Source organism: Ferruginibacter paludis (assembly GCF_030409685.1).
GTDB lineage: Bacteria > Bacteroidota > Bacteroidia > Chitinophagales > Chitinophagaceae > Ferruginibacter > Ferruginibacter paludis.
The window spans coordinates 680,031-698,415 of sequence record NZ_JAUFQJ010000006.1 but is presented as its reverse complement, the minus strand read 5'-3'; the positions used below and the strand labels follow the sequence as shown (position 1 = coordinate 698,415).

General features: G+C 42.5%; 13 protein-coding genes. 7 read left to right on the top strand and 6 right to left on the bottom strand.

The window, feature by feature from the left end:
- Positions 1-67 precede the first annotated feature (67 nt).
- Positions 68-745 (top strand): hypothetical protein, encoded by a 678-nt coding sequence (locus QWZ08_RS13435; protein WP_290337945.1) that lies wholly within the window; start codon positions 68-70, stop codon positions 743-745.
- A 76-nt stretch (positions 746-821) separates the two neighbouring features.
- Here the strand turns inward: QWZ08_RS13435 and QWZ08_RS13430 are convergent, their stop codons facing one another.
- A complete protein-coding gene (locus QWZ08_RS13430; RefSeq protein ID WP_290337944.1) occupies positions 822-4,178 on the bottom strand; it encodes a DUF7948 domain-containing protein in 3,357 nt (1,118 codons plus the stop codon).
- Positions 4,179-4,408: 230 nt separating this feature from the next.
- Complete coding sequence (locus tag QWZ08_RS13425) at positions 4,409-4,990, bottom strand: WG repeat-containing protein (RefSeq protein WP_290337943.1); 582 nt, start codon at positions 4,988-4,990, stop codon at positions 4,409-4,411.
- 173 nt (positions 4,991-5,163) lie between these two features.
- On the opposite strand from QWZ08_RS13425, the gene QWZ08_RS13420 reads away from it, so the two are divergent.
- Positions 5,164-6,159 (top strand): nucleoside hydrolase, encoded by a 996-nt coding sequence (locus QWZ08_RS13420; protein WP_290337942.1) that lies wholly within the window; start codon positions 5,164-5,166, stop codon positions 6,157-6,159.
- Between the two features lie 91 nt (positions 6,160-6,250).
- Here the strand turns inward: QWZ08_RS13420 and QWZ08_RS13415 are convergent, their stop codons facing one another.
- Positions 6,251-6,628 (bottom strand): DUF779 domain-containing protein, encoded by a 378-nt coding sequence (locus tag QWZ08_RS13415; protein WP_290337940.1) that lies wholly within the window; start codon positions 6,626-6,628, stop codon positions 6,251-6,253.
- Positions 6,629-6,699: 71 nt separating this feature from the next.
- Complete coding sequence (locus tag QWZ08_RS13410; protein ID WP_290337939.1) at positions 6,700-8,232, bottom strand: aldehyde dehydrogenase family protein; 1,533 nt, start codon at positions 8,230-8,232, stop codon at positions 6,700-6,702.
- A 147-nt stretch (positions 8,233-8,379) separates the two neighbouring features.
- On the opposite strand from QWZ08_RS13410, the gene QWZ08_RS13405 reads away from it, so the two are divergent.
- Positions 8,380-9,318, top strand: coding sequence for an AraC family transcriptional regulator (locus QWZ08_RS13405; protein ID WP_290337938.1), 939 nt, complete (start codon positions 8,380-8,382; stop codon positions 9,316-9,318).
- Positions 9,319-9,434: 116 nt separating this feature from the next.
- On the top strand, positions 9,435-12,701 hold the full coding sequence (locus QWZ08_RS13400; protein WP_290337937.1) for an alkaline phosphatase family protein: 3,267 nt from the start codon (positions 9,435-9,437) through the stop codon (positions 12,699-12,701).
- 144 nt (positions 12,702-12,845) lie between these two features.
- On the opposite strand, the gene QWZ08_RS13395 is transcribed toward QWZ08_RS13400, so the two are convergent.
- Together QWZ08_RS13395 and QWZ08_RS13390 are read right to left on the bottom strand one after the other, a co-directional pair.
- A complete protein-coding gene (locus tag QWZ08_RS13395) occupies positions 12,846-13,379 on the bottom strand; it encodes an ORF6N domain-containing protein (protein ID WP_290337936.1) in 534 nt (177 codons plus the stop codon).
- A 63-nt stretch (positions 13,380-13,442) separates the two neighbouring features.
- Positions 13,443-14,570 carry a Gfo/Idh/MocA family protein gene (locus tag QWZ08_RS13390; protein ID WP_290337935.1) on the bottom strand — a complete coding sequence of 376 codons (1,128 nt, stop codon included), beginning with the start codon at positions 14,568-14,570 and terminating at the stop codon, positions 13,443-13,445.
- A gap of 842 nt (positions 14,571-15,412) precedes the next feature.
- On the opposite strand from QWZ08_RS13390, the gene lepA reads away from it, so the two are divergent.
- From lepA to QWZ08_RS13375, 3 genes are all read left to right on the top strand, one after another.
- Entirely contained in the window at positions 15,413-17,203 is a 1,791-nt protein-coding gene (gene lepA / locus QWZ08_RS13385; RefSeq protein WP_290337934.1) for a translation elongation factor 4, read from the top strand.
- 264 nt (positions 17,204-17,467) lie between these two features.
- On the top strand, positions 17,468-17,842 hold the full coding sequence (locus tag QWZ08_RS13380; RefSeq protein WP_290337933.1) for a hypothetical protein: 375 nt from the start codon (positions 17,468-17,470) through the stop codon (positions 17,840-17,842).
- Positions 17,843-18,127: 285 nt separating this feature from the next.
- The gene (locus QWZ08_RS13375) at positions 18,128-18,385 is read left to right on the top strand and encodes a hypothetical protein (protein ID WP_290337932.1); all 258 of its coding nucleotides are present in this window, start codon (positions 18,128-18,130) and stop codon (positions 18,383-18,385) included.

Here is an 18,385-nt window from a genome sequence, read left to right as displayed (position 1 = left end):
ATTATTGTTTGTTTGATATGGATGCGGTTATTATCGCAGCATTACTGCCACTGCTTTAATTTAAAATATGAAATTATTACTGTTTATTTTTGTTAGCTGTTTTAATGTTGCTATTGCCCAGCAGTCAAATTTTTACCCGGTAAAAATGGGCGAAATTCCTACCCGGGTGCTGCCCAATGAGGCGATGTATGCCATGCCTGCCTTCACCCGTGGCACAGCCTTTTTCAGGGATGGTACAGCATCTGAACAAAAGTTTAATTATAATTTCCTGCTGGATGAAATGCATTTTATTGGCGCTGCCGGTGATACCCTTGCCATAGCTGACCCTGTCTTGTTGAAATCGGTCGTAATTGATTCAAACGTTTTTTATTATGAAAAGGGATATGTACAGGAGATGTTGAAAGCAGGAAATTATATCCTTGCAGTAAAGCGCCAAACGTTGCAGGTAGTCAATCAAAAAAGGGGAGGATACGATGCCACCTCAGAGACCGGCGCTATTAAAACCTTCAACTCTGTGATTCTTAGTAACCAGAATTATAAGCTGCAGGTTAGAACGGATGTATTGTTTCAGCAACAGTTTGCCTACTATCTCGGCACATCCGGCAACTCTTTTGTTAAGGCCAGCCGTAAAAATTTTCACCTTCTTTTTCCTGGTAAAGATCTTAAAACCTACCTGAAAGAGAATAGCATCAATTTTAACAGCCCGGCTGACCTGAAAGCGTTACTACAGTTTTGTACCAGGTAGGGTTTTACAAAAGGTAAACGCCGGCTGAAGCTGACTGCTTAGTTGCACATCTGGAGGCAGCGTAATATACAAATGACTAATGTTCAGCCAACTTGATTTTTTTAACTGTTATGGTATCGCCGCAGGTTATTCTTAAAAGATATTGCCCCGGCGGGTAATGACTTACATCGATGTTTTCTACCCTGGTAAAATTGTTGATTTTCTTTTGCGTTAGTAGTTTTCCATCCATGCTCAAAAAGCTGATGGTGCCCTGCCTGGTAAAAAAGCTGCCCGTTAAAACATTCACCAGGCTGTTTGCCGGGTTCGGGTAGATTGTTACCGGTATATTTTTACTAAAGTTGATGATTTGCAGGGCGCTGTAGCGGATTGTTTTGTCTTTACCGGTAATTTTTAAACGATAATAATTAACACCCGTAAAAGGGTTTACATCAAGCCAGCTATACCGTAACTTATCATTTGCTGAAAGGGTGCCAATTTTTTTAAAATCAGTTACGCCGGGTCCCCGTTGTATTTCGTATTGCGCCACATCGTTTCCGGAGCTCACCAGCCAGTTCAGTAGTACGTTTTCATCCTGCGGAGTTGCAGTAAACTTTTGCAAAAAAACCGGCAACAGCAGGGTTTGTAAAGCAACATAATCTTCCACTTCCCCTTTACCAAAAGAGCCCGTAGCTGCCGACGATGCCAGGGGTACATTGGCAATACGTACCCGTAAATAGGTAAGGCCGGTTGTTGTTGTGAAGGCTGGTAAACCTGTAAAATTTAACACCAGTGTTTGTTGCACAGCACTACTGGCAACAGTTACGGATGCATATTCGTTAATATCGAAAATTCCGTTACCGTCCGTATCTATCCAGCCAGCCAGGTACACCGGAGAACCCGTATTATTAAATACAGACACGGTTACCGAATAAGTTGTTGCGCCGGTGGCGATAGGAGGAACAAAACTGATTCCGTCTTCATCGTCATCGGAGCCGTAATTTTGCAGGTCATCTCCATTGGCCAAAACGGAATTGTTGGCTTCATGCTCCGCATCTGTTTCTGCACCGATACGGATATTAAAAAACGATACTGCCGAGCTTGCGGCAGAAGCTCCGTCATAACTGAGCGGAGCATCTCCAAAATCATCCGTATTTGGATTCATTGAAAAAATAAAATGACTGTCCTTACTCTTAGTTGCTGCTGGTATTGATTTGTCAAAGCCGGGTATGTCACTCATCCATTGAGTGGGAAGCGTGGTTTCATCTGAGTGTATGGTGGTACCTATATAGGTTAGACCGTTGGTGGGGTTATACTGAAAATGACCGGCTCCCTTTAATTTTCCAGTGCTCCCCAGGTAGTCATTTTGAGCGCCACCTATAAAGCTGGAAAATTTCCGGGTGGTTAAACCATTGGCAAAAACAGTATAGCTGATATCCAGTAACCCATCCGTTGTTGCTCCATGAATATCCTGGTAGAACGGACTGTACAGTGACGTATTGAATACGGGGAAATCTGTGGATTCGGTGGAACCAAACAGCAATACATCTTTGGTGCGCAGATCAAGCACAAGTCCACCGACAATATCATTGGCATCACCCCCGTTGTAAGTAGAAATAAAACCTGTGCTGGCACTGCCAAGCAGCGGAATTTGCGAAAGAAATTGATCATACAATGTTGCATTTGTACCGTGTACATTTTGAACTCCGGACGCTTTGCCGGGAAAATCTGTGGAAGTGGTATTACCAGCAACGTAAAAGAAGTTATTGTCTGCTGTGACCAGTGCGGCATTGGTGCCTGTGGCCAATTTACCCTCGTTGGAACTACCCCCGAGGAATGATAACATGTTGAATTTGGTAGGAGCCGCAGCAACATCAAAATTTCCTATCAATAGTTCACTTCCCGCTATAATATTATCTACAGGTTTTACCAGCGATGGAAAGCTGTTGCCTCCCCCGTCGATATGTACGGCAAAAGCTATTTTTGTTTTATCGGGTGTTGCGGCAATAGCCGTAAAGGTTTCATTGGTAGACCCTCCTGCATAGGTGCCCCAGGCTGCGACAGGGGTGCTTGTAGCGCTAGCAATGCGTAATATTATTCCTTCATCCTGTAACAGGGTGTTATCCGGTGCATTGGAAGGTACAATGGAAAGCGGCAGCGCAGTGCCTGCAACTCCACCCAGGTAAAATACATCGTTGTCGATGATGGTTTGCGACTGGTAGGAGGTTACATTGTTTGCTACATCGGCCGAAATGTCACCATTGTAGTAGCGTATGGTTAAGTCGCCGGAGTATATCTGTACCGTGTCCGTCTGGTATACAATCAATACCCGGTTGTTCGGAAAAATTCCCATGTCTACAGGTATATTGTTGGTCATTCCGGTATAGGTCCATGCGGTAATAAGCGTTCCTTTCGCATTTAATTTATACAGAATTCCGGATTGTTGTGCACCGGAGGGTTTCGCTGCATAGTTATAGGTACTTAAAAATCCCGGTGCGACGCCGCTTAAATAGCTGTTGTTCATTGCCTCGCTGGTAAGGCCGCAGGCATATACTTCACTCGCCGTATTTACTGCAATGGTATAAAGGTATTCATCGAAAGTACTGGTGTTATTGTGCATGTAAGTAGACCACATCATCACCGGGTCTATAACGAGCGGCAAAGCAGTATTAATATTACCTGCGATATCATACTGAAAAGTATTCGCTTCTTTTGCCTCGACCATGCCCGTTTCAAAAACAGCTTTGTGCCCGTTAGTTACCTGGTAAGTTTCAGGCACCAGGATGGTCATGTCTTCGTATTTCATATTCAATACAACACTGCCATGTTCATTCAATGTAACGCTGTCTTGCCCCGTAAAATGTAGTTTTATTTTTTTATAATCGTCCGCCCGGGAAATCAGCCAGTCAAATTCAAGGGCACCTTTTTCGCCGGCGTATAACCGAAGATTGATACCCGGGTACACATTTTTCAATGTTATTTCATTGAATATGGGTGCAACAATGGTGGAGTCTTTTGTGTTGTACGAACCTTTTACGGCTGAAATCATTCCTGGTTGCACTGTCCAGGCTGGCAATGACCCTGGAAAAGTAATGTCAACGATTTGCTTACCTTTTTCTTTTGAATCAGCCACTTGACGGGTAACCACTCTTAGCTTATTGTTGTACACACCCATTGATCCAAAGGATGTGAGAAAACCGTATAAAATGTCATTGCTTCCAAATTGCCCCGCATTTTTTTGAAACCAGATGGTATTCCGGCTTGTTTTAAGGGTATGTAAGGCTGTTTGCCTTATTTTGGCAATACTACTTTTACCGGTTGTTCTTTTATTTTGGGCAACTGCAGCCGCTTTAATATTAACCAGCAAAACCAGCAAAAAGCCAGCCTTAAAAAGCCTGCCTGCCTTTTGACGTCTCGAACTACATCCATGACTCTGCGGGTAAAAAATTGTGTTCATAAAAATAAATTTCATCAACACTCCAAATCAAAAGGGCTTTATAGGTGGTCCGGGTGATCTCACTTGTCTGCAGTCTTTTTCTTGGAGATTAAATCTGCCTTATGAACGTTTAATTGTAGATTTTATTCTATTAAAATAAGTTGAGATGTAAAAAACAGGAAAAGGCGTGGCTTTTACCGGGCACACGCCATCAAACTGATTGAATAAAAGGCTGCGGCAAACTACTGAGCCTAATCATGTAATACTTTATTTTGTTTATCGATATAGAACACCTTTTCTCCTTTGATAACCCTAGCCTCCCCGTTTTCAAAATTATCTGTAAAATCGTACATCGGCTTAACTACCCAATTCCCTTTCAGATCTATATATCCCCAAAAACCTTTGGCGTTGGCAGCCGGAGCAAGGCCATCTGCAAAGCCTCTTGCATTGGAAAATTCAAACGGTATCTCCGTTTCCCCTTTGATGTTGATGTAGCCATACTTTCCATTTTTAGATGCAGGTGCAATACCGTTGGAAAAGTTCAGCGCATCATCAAAAATGGCGTCAGTAATAGCTTTTCCGGTGCTGTCGAAGTAGCGCCATTTTGGCCCATCTTTTACAGCCGCATATCCTTCGTTGAACGTCAATCCGTCTTCAAATTGGGGTTTAATTACTTCTACACCCTCCTTGTTGACATAACCAATTTTTCCATCTTTTTTTACTTTCGAAAGTCCACAGGTGCAATTGTCTACATAATCATATTTTTTCTCCCATTTCTGGGCTACGCAACTCAGCGCAGGTAAAACAAACAGTATAACCAGTAACTTTTTCATGATCTTTAATTTTATAATGAAAGATGATTTGATTAACAAAATAGCTCAGATGACAATCAATAAATATGATCCCCGCCTGTCCATAATATGATTTTGGTTTGTATGGTTTGCAGTGGTTAACTTCACTGTTTAAGCCATAAGCGAATTGCAACTGTTACTACAAAAAATGCTGAATGAAAAAACTAAGTATTCTTCTGTTACTGTTTTTTAGTTTTACAGGTACTGCCCAGCAGCGTACAGCCGTACCCATCATTTTCGATACTGATATAGCCCCTGACTATGACGATGTTGGTGCGATGGCTTTGCTGCATGCTTTTGCCGACAAGGGAGAGGCCCGGATTTTGGCAACAATTTCAAGCAACGCCTTTGAAACTACGGTACCTACATTGAGCGTACTCAATGCTTATTTTAAAAGACCCAATATTCCGGTAGGAGTTGTAAAAGCTGACAAGCCTGACAAGGATTGTTCGCAACAATGGGCTCAGGCAATTATTGCCAAATATCCGCATGCATTACAATCAAATGATCAGGCGGTTGACGCAGTGAAATTGTACCGCAAAATATTGGCGGCCCAGCCTGGTAAAAGTGTAACGATTGTAAGTGTTGGTTTCTTTACCAACCTCGCCGGTTTGCTTAATTCCGCTGCAGATGAATATTCATTGCTTGATGGAAAGGCATTGGTTAAAAAGAAGGTGAAGCAGTTGGTCTCAATGGCAGCAAGAATAGGCGAGGATGGTAAAACAGGTTATGAATTTAATGTGATGGTAGATGCGGCAGCCACTAAAAAAGTATTTGCAGAATGGCCCACGCCAGTCATTATCAGTGGCTTTGAAATTGGAGAAAAAATATTAACCGGCATACGCCTGATTCATAATGAAAAGATACAAAACAGCCCTGTAAAAGATGCATTTAGTGTGGCGCTTGCAAAAGACAGCAATACGGTTGGCCGCAACAGCTGGGATGAAACAGCCGTGCTGGTAGCAGTGCGTGGTATTTCGCCCTGGTTTGGCAGCCGGAAATTAAATTTTGACGTGGAGGCCGATGGAAAGAATGTACTGGTACCGGGAGAAAAATTCACCTATCTGACTTTTAGACAAACACCTGCCCAGATTGCGATAGTGATAGAAGATTTAATGATGCATCAGCCGGGGAGAGGAAGTAAAAATTAAAAAGTAAAAATCCAAAATTCAAAAAAATCAAGTTTCAAATAGACTGGCTTTATCCACCAGTATCAAGGTATTTAGTATCCGGTATCCAGCCTCAAGCATCCTGTATCTCCTTCAAAGGTTCCAGCAGCTCCAGTTCTTCATCCGTAAACATTCTTGACTGAATATAGAAACGAACGCCGAGTGGGATTTCGAGTGAGAAACTGCTGCCGCGGCCTGGCGTAACATCCAGAATAAGTTGCGTGTGTTTCCAGTATTCAAACTGGTCGGCGCCCATATAAAATTTGCAATCACTGATGGTACCCATCCATACATCGCTGCCGCCGACTTTAAATTCGCCTGCGTTGAAACACATGGGCTGGCTGCCATCACAGCAACCACCACTTTGATGAAACATCAGCGGGCCATGCAATTGTTTTAATTGTTCTATTAACGCAAGCGCCTTGTCTGTTGCCGTTATTCTTGGTATCATATCGTTATACTATTTGTAGAAAAAAAGGCGGCAATAAATACGCCGCCTTTTTTCTTTAGGTTTTCCAAATATTAAAAGAAGCCCAGTTTACTTTTACTGTAACTGATAAGCATATTTTTAGTTTGACGGTAGTGGCTCAGCATCATCAAATGATTTTCTCTTCCGAAGCCAGATTTTTTGTAACCGCCAAAAGGAGCATGGGCAGGATACGCATGATAGCAGTTTACCCAAACACGGCCAGCTTTAATGGCTCTTGGTACCTGGTATACTTCATGGGCATCTCTTGTCCAAACACCGGCACCCAGACCGTATAAAGTATCGTTGGCAATAGCAATAGCTTCTTCGGTTGATTTAAAAGTGGTAACTGATACAACCGGCCCAAAAATTTCTTCCTGGAAAATGCGCATCTTATTATGGCCTTTAAAAATGGTCGGCTTAATGTAGAAGCCATGTTCCAGTCCGCTGTTTTGATGAAAGGCTTCACCACCACATAGCACTTCGGCACCTTCCTGTTTACCAATATCCAGGTAACTTAAAATTTTATTGTACTGGTCTTCGGAGGCCTGTGCACCCATCATGGTATCAGCCGCCAGCGGGTTGCCCAGCTTAATGGCACGGGTGCGCTGCACTACACGATCCATAAATTTCTGGTAGATATTTTCGTGTACCAATATCCGGCTTGGGCAGGTGCAGACTTCGCCCTGGTTCAATGCAAACATCACGGCGCCTTCTATTGCTTTGTCGAAAAATTCATCATCAGCTTCAGCCACACTTTCAAAAAATATGTTCGGGCTTTTGCCTCCCAGTTCCATGGTTACAGGAATCAAATTTTCGGAAGCGTATTGCATAATCAAACGGCCGGTAGTAGTTTCTCCGGTGAAAGATACTTTATTGATCCTGGGTGAGCTGGCCAGGGGTTTACCTGCTTCCGGGCCAAAGCCTGTTACAATATTCAATACACCGGGCGGCAATAAATCACCAATCAATTCCATTAAACACATGATGCTGGTAGGCGTTTGTTCTGCCGGTTTTACCACTACGCAACAGCCTGCAGCAAGTGCGGGTGCGATTTTCCAGGTAGCCATCAGCAAAGGAAAATTCCATGGGATGATCTGGCCCACCACGCCAATGGGTTCATGTACATTCAGGCAAACAGTGGTGTCGTCATGTTCACTCATGCTGCCTTCTTCTGCACGGATTACACTGCCAAAATACCGGAAATGATCTATTACGAGCGGCAAATCTGCCAGCCTTGTTTCGCGGATGGCTTTACCGTTATCAATGGTTTCCACCACGGCGAGGTATTCCAGGTTATCTTCAATTACCTGTGCAATTTTAATTAAGAGATTGCTGCGGAAAGTGGCGGAACTCTTTCCCCATGTTTCAAAGGCGGTCTGTGCTGCATCAATGGCCAGGTCAATATCCTTTGCGTTGCCACGGGCCGCTTTGGTAAAAACTTTCCCGTCAATAGGAGAAGAATTGTCAAAATATTCACCGCTGGAAGGGGCAACCCATTTGCCACCGATGAAATGCTCGTATTGTTGTTTAAAAATAGGTCGTGCAGCCACATTACTAACCGGTGCTGCGGTTGTAGTTGTACTCATAATGGAAGCGTTTTTTCGTTAATTAATAACTAAATGTGGAACTAATTCGGTACAACCTGCTGTACGATCGTGTCTTTAAATAGCACAATCGTACCTAACATTTTAAAGAATGCCCAAAGCACATTAACTTACAATCAAACGAATGCCATGGCAGCAAAAAATAACCTGCACCATATTGACCTTACCCAACCCAAATACCTGCAAACGCTGGTAGAAAACCGCCGTATTTTCAACCTCAATAATTGCGAACTGAATGTTTTTGAAAGTTACCAGCAAGCCTACAGGGTGCCTTTGACTTTTAGTGATTTTGTAATTACAAGTATGATCCGCGGAAAAAAAATAATGCACCTGTTTGATGAGCCCGCCTTCGATTATTTGCCCGGCGAAACGGTGATTGTGCCTGCACACCAAACCATGGTAATTGATTTTCCGGAAGCGTCGGCAGCAACACCTTCGCAATGTATAGCACTGGCAGTGGATGCTGAATACATAACCGGCACACTTGACTATCTGAATAATTTTTACAACAACAAGCAGGATTTGCATGAATGGAAGCTGCAGTTTAATCAATATCATTTTGACAATGACAACGAAGTAAGCGACCTGATCAATAAACTGATAAGGATTTGCAGCAGTGCAGAAACTACTAAAAATATTTATGCCGATCTTAATTTAAAAGAACTGTTGATAAGACTGGTGCAGAGTCAGCACCTGCAACAGGTAAAAACAGAAATTACTCACAACGGCAACCAGACCCGTTTACAGTATGTGATGCATTTTATTCATGAAAATCTGACGGATAAAATTTTGATCAATAACCTGTGCCGGAAAGCCTACCTGAGCCGGAATCATTTTTTCAGGTGGTTTAAGGAACAGTTTGGTGTTACGCCGGTAGAATACATCAACCAGGAACGCATTAAGCTGGCCAAACAATTACTGGCCGAACAACAGAAAAGCATCACTACCGTAAGTTCACTGTGCGGTTTTACAGATGTGAATTATTTTGTCCGGATTTTTAAAAAGATAGAAGGCATTACTCCGGGTGCCTACCAGGGCTGTTTAAAATCAAGCAGCAGTATCAATTAAAGAAGTATCACCAACCCGATCCTAACGTTTTTTGTTCATTCGCCATTAAAAAATTATTATTAAAAGATGATCTGTTGTAATACAGGTCATCTTTTTTAATTTTGATAAACTTCATTATGAAATTACTTTTTGCTTCTCTATTGTTTTTAATCAGCAGTTTTTTTATGGGTGTGTTTGCGCAGCCCGTTATCTACACGGCTGCCAATGCACATTCGCACAACGATTACCATCGGCGTAGTCCTTTCTTCCAGGCATATAATGAACAATTCGGGTCAATAGAAGCAGATATCCATTTAAGAAATGGCAGTCTTGTGGTGGGCCATGATTCTGATAAACTGGTGCTGGCAAATACACTTGAGTTATTGTATCTCGATCCATTGGTAAAAAGTATTGCAGCCAATAGTGGCACTGTTTATAAAGATATCAACCGCAAACTGCAATTGCTCATTGACATCAAAACCCAACCTGAACCAACCTTAAAAGCATTGGTTGCATTACTGCAAAAATACCCCACCATTATTCGCAATAAAACCATCCGCATTGTAATTACCGGCAACCGGCCGGATGTAAAAACATTTAAAAATTATCCCGCTTTTATTTGGTTTGATGGGGATGCCAATAAAATGTATAGTAAAGATGTACTGGCAAAAATCGCCATGTTGAGTGAGGATTTTGAAGACCATACCAAGTGGAGAGGAATAGGCGAACTGCCAGATTCTGCCCGTACAGCGTTAAACGAAATGATCGGCAGGGCACATGCAGCACATAAACCAATCCGTTTTTATGCATGTCCTGATTTTGCCGCAGCCTGGAAAACAATGGAGCAACTGAAAGTGGATTATCTCAACACAGATCACATTGAAGCGTTGGGTGATTTTTTAAGGCGGCGCAATGATTCCTTACGGTTAATGCCTTTTAACCGCATACTCCATTCTGCCGGCGAGGTTATCCGTTTTGGTGATCCGAACCAGGAAAATCATGCGCTGGATGCGGCCACTATTACCAGCGATGGTAAAATGGTTATTGAAGACCGCTATGGCGTTGTAGTGCTGGATGCGGTCAACAAAAAAATAATTGAACGCTGGAGCTATTCAGATTTGCCGGCGTATAAAAATTACATCAGTACCTATTCAGGTATCACATCATTTACATGGATGAGAAAAACATGGATCTTATGGAGTGCTACTGAAACAGATAATGGCAATTCTGCGGTCATGATTGCAGAATGGAAAAATGGATTACAGGATATATCGGCTGTTTCAATCAATAAAATAGCACCTGCAACAACGGCTATACCCAACCAGGTAATTGTATCCATAGAAAAAGACGAACCGTATTTTTATACCGTACTTAACGGTAACAATGAATTGCTGAAATTTCGCTGGAGCGATAAAAGTATTATTTGGAGAAGCCCAACCGGCGTAGCTCCGTACGGAGTTGTAATGGCCGGTAACAAACTTTATGTTTCCAACTGGGCGGGCAATACCGCAACGGATAGTTTGAAGGAAAGAGCAGGCGTTCCATGGGGTTTGGCGTATACAGATCCACGTACCGGCGCTACTGCCGCCGGAAGTGTTTCGGTATTTGATGCTGGTGGAAAAAGGGTGCAGGACATTACTATTGACTTGCATCCCAATGCCATTATAGCTTCAAAAGACGGACGGTTTGTGTATGTGTCCAATGCATCCAGCGATGTTGTCAGCGTAATCAGCACAAAGACAAATACAGTCATCGGTAAAATTGATGTGGGCTTGCTGAAAGGTAAAAACAGTCTGCAGGGCAGCAGTCCCAATGCACTGGCTTTAAGTAATGACAATACGATTTTATATGTTGCCAATGGTTTTGATAACGCCGTGGCAGTTGTTGCGCTTGGAGCTAAATTGTCCACTTACGGCAAGGTCAATAGTTATGTGACTGGCTACATTCCAACAGAAGCTTATCCCGGCGGTTTGGCTTTAACAGGAAACAAACTAATCGTCACCAACCTGGAATCTGATGGATCAAATGTGATCAGCGCCACAAAAGGCGCCAGACAAATTCATAACCAGCTGGCTTCCGTCAGCATTATTCCGTTGCCGGATAAAAATGTGCTGGCAAGATATACACAGGAGGTGGCACAGCTCAGTCTGTTGAGCAGAACAGAACAACTGCAGTTATTGCCAAGAGAAGGTGTTGCGCCGGTGCCGGTACCGGAGCGGCTTGGCGAGCCTTCGGTGTTTAAACATGTTATTTATATCATCAAGGAAAATAAAACGTACGACCAGGTCTTTGGTGATATGCCTGCCGGAAAAAATGATTCCTCGCTGTGTATTTTTGGTGAAAGAGTAACACCCAACATGCATGCACTGGCAAAAAAATATGGCTGGATGGATGATTATTACGCCTCCGGTAAATCATCTGCCGAAGGGCACCAGTGGACGGATGCTGGGATGGTATCTGATTATGTGGAGAAGAATGTGCGGGCATGGATAAGAAGCTATCCTCACCGTCAGGAAGATGCGCTGGTGTACAATAAAAATGGTTTCATCTGGAACCAGGCGCTCGATCATGGAAAGACGGTTCGCATTTACGGCGAAGCCTGTAAAACAGAATATGATGAAAAGAGAGACTGGCTTAGTTTGTATACCGATTATATAGGAGGCAATAAACCCAACTGGCGCAACGGTAGCACCATTGCGAGAATAAGGCCCGTTATTCACCCAACCTATCCCGATTGCGACAATATTAATTTTACCGATCAGCAGCGGGCAGATTTATTTATGGAGGAGTGGAAACAATTTGAGTCGACTGGACAATTACCCAACCTGATGGTATTGAGTTTACCAAACGATCACAGCGCCGGTACATCTCCTTCTTTTCCCACGCCCAGCGCCATGGTGGCTGATAATGACCTGGCTGTCGGCCGCATTGCTGATATGGTAACCAAAAGTAAATATTGGGATTCAACCGTAATTTTTATTACGCAGGATGATTCGCAAAGTGGCTGGGATCATATCTCTGCCTACCGAACCATTGGTTTAACCATCAGCCCTTACAGCAGTGGAAAACTGGTGACTGCCAACTACAATCAAACCTCTATGCTGAGAACCATTGAGCAAATTCTGGGCGTACCGCCAATGAATATTATGGATGGTACGGCCCGACTGATGATGGATTGTTTTACCACTCAAAAAGATACCTCCGCTTATACTTATTTACCCAACAATATTCCCTTGAACCAGATGAACAAAGACCTCAAGGCCTTACAGGGGAGGGCAAGAAAATACGCATTGCAATCGCAGGAAGAAGTTTTTAACGAAGTGGATGGGGGAGAAGACGATGCGATGAACCGCATTCTTTGGTTTTATGCAAAGGGAGAGGAGAAGTATCCCGGGACGAAGTGAGTAAGCCATTTTCAACTTTAACAATGGAAATCTTTTATTATCCATTTAAATTTTTCCGATCAGTCAAATTATTGAATTATAAAGCCAGAATATTTACAGCAAACAACGAATGGTTAGTCGTTTTAAGATAAAGAATTTATGTTTTCAATTATCGGGCTTAAAACCGATTCTTCTTCTCGGCTCTCTCGGTGGATTTAATAATTGTTTCAGCACGGAAAAAATTGTTTGTATTTCCCCACTGTTTTTTACAACCTGTTTTTCCAGCAATTCTAACTTTAATAAAATGTCGGTATGAGTCAGTAACATTTCGCGAAGTTTTACAAATACATCAATCACTTTTATACTCATTTCAATGGCCCGGGCGCTTTTCAAAACATTTGCCAACATTAATATGCCATGCTCAGTAAAAGCATAGGGAAGATATTTTGTATGACCGCCTTGTTTTAAGGTCGCAATTTGCGACCTTAAATTATCATACTCTTCTTTCGTTAATTCAAACATATAATGCTTTGGAAAGCGGCTTAGATTTCTGTTTACCTGTTCCTTTAAACGTTTTGTTTCCACACCATATAATGCTGCAAGGTCGCTGTCCAACATCACTTTCTGCCCCCGAATCAAATGTATCTGGTTAACTATTTTTTCTTCAGCAATAACAGTCAAGGATTTTGGTTTTGCCATTTTATAAGGGTTTTAAATTATAAGGTCGCAAATTGCGACCTTATAATTTCATGTTGCACAGTATTACTTTAGATAAACCGTCTTCCCCGTTTTTGCAGATTCCCTTGCAGCCTCTAAAATCCGCACCACTGTTACATTTGTTTTCAATGCATAAACACCATTTTCAGGCACTTTAATTTTGTTGTGTACCACGTCTGCGAAATAACTAAACGGGTCTTCATACACCGGAACTTCGGCAGAAGTTACCACGCGGCTATGTTCTTTAGCATCCTTCTCTGCCCTCAACCGCATATCGGTATTGTTTACGGTAATCACATAGCCGGTTTGCCCGTAAACCTCCATATCTTTTCTGCCAAAGGGCCAGTTCCAGGACGCCTGTATAATACATTGTGCTGTTGGATAGCTTACAACAATCGTAGCTTCATCATCTACTTTTGGATAGATGGCCGGCTTAAATTGCTGTGTAACTGCGGTCACAGAAATGGGTTGCTCACCCTTCATTAAATAGGTCATCAGGTTGGCGCCATAGCAACCGAAATCTATCAGCGCACCGCCACCGTTTTGTACCGGATCAGTAAGCCAGTCAAAAAATTCTTTGTTTACATTAATTTCTTTTGGTCCCTGGTGACCATCGTGTATTACGACCTTTTTAATTGGGCCAATATAATTGCTGTCGTTTGCCAGTTCATAAGCTTTTACTGTGGAGGGATACCACGAAGTTTCGAAATCGGTCAGTAGTTGAATATTGTTTTTTGTAGCCAGCTCCTGCATCTTTACGGCCTGCGCCAATGTAGTTGCGAGCGGCTTTTCAACCATTACATGAATGTGCCGCGGAGCACAGGCTTCCACAACTTCCATATGCTGCAATATGGAGCCAAAAGCTACGACTGCTTCAGGTTTTACCGCGTCCAGCATTTTGCCAAGGTCGTGGTAAATTAATTTAGGATCAAGACCATATTGTTTGGCGTAGCGCTGGGCCAGTTCATCGTTGGGTTCGTAAATACCAATCAATACCATGTCGGGCTTCTTCCTGCTTAACAGCCAGGCTACATGACCGTGCGTAATACCGGCAACGGCTACCCGAAGCGGCGCCGCGTTGGTTGATTGTGCCTGAGCCGGCGAATCGGCCATGCTGTTTACAGCAATAAAAAGCAAAATAAAAATGTAGCGGGAGAACCTGGTTGTATTCATGCAGCAGTTATTGATGATTTATAATCGTTTAGATAAAAATACAAAGTATTCTACACAACGGAACAAAGAATACAACGGGCACAAAGTTCAATATTTCGCCGTTTCCTTGTCCATAGCGTTCGTTGCGTGTGACAAAAAATAGTTTTAAATAATCCTCATTTTTAATACGGATTTTTATTTATGCCGAATGCAATTTGCGGGGCGAAAGCTGTGCAAAACTAGAAGGGTAAATTCGAAAAATACCCGTCTAAAAAGTTGCAAAAGTGCCAACTGCGTTTGTATATTTACATCATGAATTGAGAAGAAAGAATCTGTAAAAAGATCGATTAACTCAAAGCAGGAGCATCAGGTTTAGGAAGTACTACGGAACAAGCAATTGGAAAGTGGGAAAACAAATTTGGTGCTTTTTTATGTTGATATATTAACCATTTTTTGATTGAGTCATCAAGCATACGTTGCTAAAGTTAATTTCCAAAACACCCTGTCCGTACTGCCTTATATAAAACCCTTTCGAATATTGCTTACATCGTTTATGTACAATCTTTTCAATACAGCAAGCACTGCATTTCCCCATGCTCAACAAAGCTTCAAACGCCTAATGGCTGCCGGATAGGAGTGGAAAGACCGGAGTAACCCTGGTGGCGGTTGCTAACCCCGCCAGCGGTTACGGAGGGCTTGCAACGGATAGCCGGAACCAAAGCCGATGGGCATAATTCGGCTGAAAGCCCCGACTGTACTGTAAAAAGCAACTATTTTACACCGTGTATTTTCAATTTTTAGCCCTGTTCCAAATCCGGCAAAAGCGGCTATCTTTGCGGCTCTAAAAACAGACGTACAAGGGAATGAAGAACATCAGAAATTTTTGCATCATTGCGCACATTGACCACGGAAAAAGCACGCTGGCAGACCGTTTACTGGAATTTACCCATACCATCGGCGAAAGGGATATGCAGGCGCAGGTGCTGGACGATATGGATCTTGAAAGGGAGAAAGGTATTACCATAAAAAGCCATGCGATACAAATCAACTACAAGTGGAAGGGCGAAGAATATGTTTTTAACCTGATTGATACACCCGGCCACGTGGATTTTAGTTATGAAGTGAGTCGTGCACTGGCAGCCTGTGAAGGCGCTTTGTTGCTCGTAGATGCCAGCCAGGGAATACAGGCGCAAACCATCAGCAATTTATACCTGGCGATAGACAATAACCTGGAGATCATTCCCGTGATAAACAAAATTGACATGGACGGTGCCATGATACCCGAGGTAACCGACCAGATTGTGGAATTGATTGGCTGCAAGGCAGAAGATATTTTGCTGGCTAGCGGTAAAAGCGGCATCGGCATTGAAGAAATTCTGACAGCGATTATCGAACGCATTCCACCGCCAAAAGGCGATCCGGAAGCACCACTACAAGCCTTAATTTTTGACAGCGTGTACAATTCCTTTCGCGGAATAATTGTTTATTACCGCGTGTTCAATGGCACATTAAAAAAGAACGATAAAATTAAATTCAGCAATACCGGGCTGGAATATGGAGCCGATGAAGTAGGCATTTTAAAAATGGGCCTTGCACCCAAAAATGAAGTGCGGGCCGGCGATGTGGGCTACATTATTACAGGCATAAAAAATGCCCGTGAAGTAAAAGTGGGCGATACCATCACCACCATGATAAATGGTGCAACGGAGTCCATCAAAGGTTTCCAGGATGTAAAGCCAATGGTATTCGCCGGTATTTTCCCGGTTGAGACAGATGCTTTTGAAGAGCTGCGGGATTGTATGGACAAGCTGCAATTGAACGATGCCTCGCTTACGTTTGAACTGGAAACATCTCAGGCTTTGGGCTTCGGTTTTCGCTGCGGATTTTTAGGCATGCTGCACATGGAAATTATTCAGGAGCGTCTGGAAAGGGAGTTTAACCAAACCGTAATCACCACTGTACCCAACGTAAGTTTTATTGCCACCACCACCAAGGGCGAAGTGATTACCGTAAACAATCCTACGCAAATGCCCGACCCGAGCCGCATAGAAAAGATTGAAGAACCTTTTATCCGGGCACAAATGATCAGCAAGCCGGAATACATTGGTAACATTATGACGCTTTGCATCAGCAAACGCGGCGTGCTGGTAAGCCAGGGTTATCTTACACCAACAAGAGTAGAACTGAGTTTTGATATGCCTTTAACGGAAATCGTTTTTGATTTTTACGACCGCTTAAAAAGTATCACCCGTGGTTATGCCTCTTTTGATTATCATCCGATTGAATATCGCCCAAGTGATATTGTGAAGATGGATATTTTATTAAATGGCGATAAACTGGATGCGTTGAGCGCCCTGATTCACCGTGCGAGAGCGCATGAATTTGGCCGTAAATTATGTGAAAAATTAAAAGAACTGTTGCCGCGTCAGCAGTTCCAGATTGCCATACAGGCCAGCATAGGCGCCAAAGTAGTGGCCCGCGAAAACATCAGCGCCATCCGAAAAGATGTTACCGCCAAATGTTACGGTGGTGATATCAGCCGTAAACGCAAACTGCTGGAAAAACAGAAAGAAGGTAAAAAAAGAATGAAGCAGATAGGCAACGTAGAAGTACCGCAGGAAGCATTTTTGGCGGTATTGAAGTTGAATGATTAAGGAGTAGTCTGGACCCCTAAATCCCCCAGATTGGCATTTTGGAGTTCGCAGTTTTGGAGTACTTTTCTTGACATGGTGTTTGAACGAAATAAATTTTGGTCCGGGCTAAGAAGCTTTGTGAATCATCGTTGCATCGCCCTCTTGTACAAAGACAGCTTTGATGAACTTTTATTAGAGCGGGTGTCATGCAGATGTGGTTACTCCAATCAGCAGATTCATTTTTTAATTTTAATTTTTTACTTTTCACTTTAAATATCTTCCACAATGAGCAAGCTCTCTTTAGACTCCGACATGATGTTCGAAATTACTGCCCGCTTTATTGCAAAGGGCAGTGATGCGCCTGTAACCGGGGATGCTTACAGGGTAAGGCTTTTCGACAAGGATATATTCGACAACGATTTTATTGGTGAAAGCGGAATTGATAGCAATGGATATGCTAAAATTGCCTTTCGCCACCAGGCATTTGGCGACCTGGCGAACATAGAAACCTTCCCTGATTTTTACTTTGTAGTGTACAAAAACGATGTGCCTGTTTTCCAAAGCCAGGTAATGCAGGATATTGATCTTGAAACCATTCAGCAATATAAAAAAGGAGAAGGAGAAGTAGTTGATTTGGGAACTTATTTGATTGATGCGTGATAGCTATTCTACCATGAACTCCACACAATTCCTTTCTTTTGTTGGTGGATTCCTTTTGACAACGCTTCTATAAGTATTGCTTGTTTTTACTGTAATGTTTTCCGTATTTTCTTTGGCAGGAGAGAGATTAGATGAAAAAGAAAATATAGATGCCTTCTTTTTTACTCCTGCTTATTAGTCATTGTTTGTACCCTTTACATAATTTACAGACGATTAAAAACAAACCGGAAGTTTTCTGCCATTGGAATTGCTGTACCATTATTGTTTGCTTTTTACATGTTGTTCGTGACAAGCCAGGCCTGTTTTCACAATCTCAATTATCGTCAAAAATTTGACAAGGAGAAATGGACAAGAGCTGAATCAAAGCCTTTTAAAATGGCGAAAACATTGGTGAAAGACAGTATTCTTATTGGACAATCCAGAAAGCAAATTATAGAAATGCTCGGTTCATCAACTGACACGTTGCAATATGAAAAAAATGATAATCTGCAATATTTTACAGATCAAGATACCTGGGAATTAATTATAAGGTTCAAAGGATAA

What these genes read in the sequence shown, in the direction of transcription:
- QWZ08_RS13420 (WP_290337942.1), top strand. Translation starts at nt 5,164, where the DNA reads ATGAAAAAACTAAGTATTCTTCTGTTACTGTTTTTTAGTTTTACAGGT.
- QWZ08_RS13430 (WP_290337944.1), bottom strand. Translation starts at nt 4,178, where the DNA reads ATGAACACAATTTTTTACCCGCAGAGTCATGGATGTAGTTCGAGACGT.
- QWZ08_RS13395 (WP_290337936.1), bottom strand. Translation starts at nt 13,379, where the DNA reads ATGGCAAAACCAAAATCCTTGACTGTTATTGCTGAAGAAAAAATAGTT.
- QWZ08_RS13425 (WP_290337943.1), bottom strand. Translation starts at nt 4,990, where the DNA reads ATGAAAAAGTTACTGGTTATACTGTTTGTTTTACCTGCGCTGAGTTGC.
- QWZ08_RS13405 (WP_290337938.1), top strand. Translation starts at nt 8,380, where the DNA reads ATGGCAGCAAAAAATAACCTGCACCATATTGACCTTACCCAACCCAAA.
- QWZ08_RS13400 (WP_290337937.1), top strand. Translation starts at nt 9,435, where the DNA reads ATGAAATTACTTTTTGCTTCTCTATTGTTTTTAATCAGCAGTTTTTTT.
- QWZ08_RS13435 (WP_290337945.1), top strand. Translation starts at nt 68, where the DNA reads ATGAAATTATTACTGTTTATTTTTGTTAGCTGTTTTAATGTTGCTATT.
- QWZ08_RS13390 (WP_290337935.1), bottom strand. Translation starts at nt 14,570, where the DNA reads ATGAATACAACCAGGTTCTCCCGCTACATTTTTATTTTGCTTTTTATT.
- QWZ08_RS13415 (WP_290337940.1), bottom strand. Translation starts at nt 6,628, where the DNA reads ATGATACCAAGAATAACGGCAACAGACAAGGCGCTTGCGTTAATAGAA.
- QWZ08_RS13380 (WP_290337933.1), top strand. Translation starts at nt 17,468, where the DNA reads ATGAGCAAGCTCTCTTTAGACTCCGACATGATGTTCGAAATTACTGCC.
- QWZ08_RS13410 (WP_290337939.1), bottom strand. Translation starts at nt 8,232, where the DNA reads ATGAGTACAACTACAACCGCAGCACCGGTTAGTAATGTGGCTGCACGA.
- lepA (WP_290337934.1), top strand. Translation starts at nt 15,413, where the DNA reads ATGAAGAACATCAGAAATTTTTGCATCATTGCGCACATTGACCACGGA.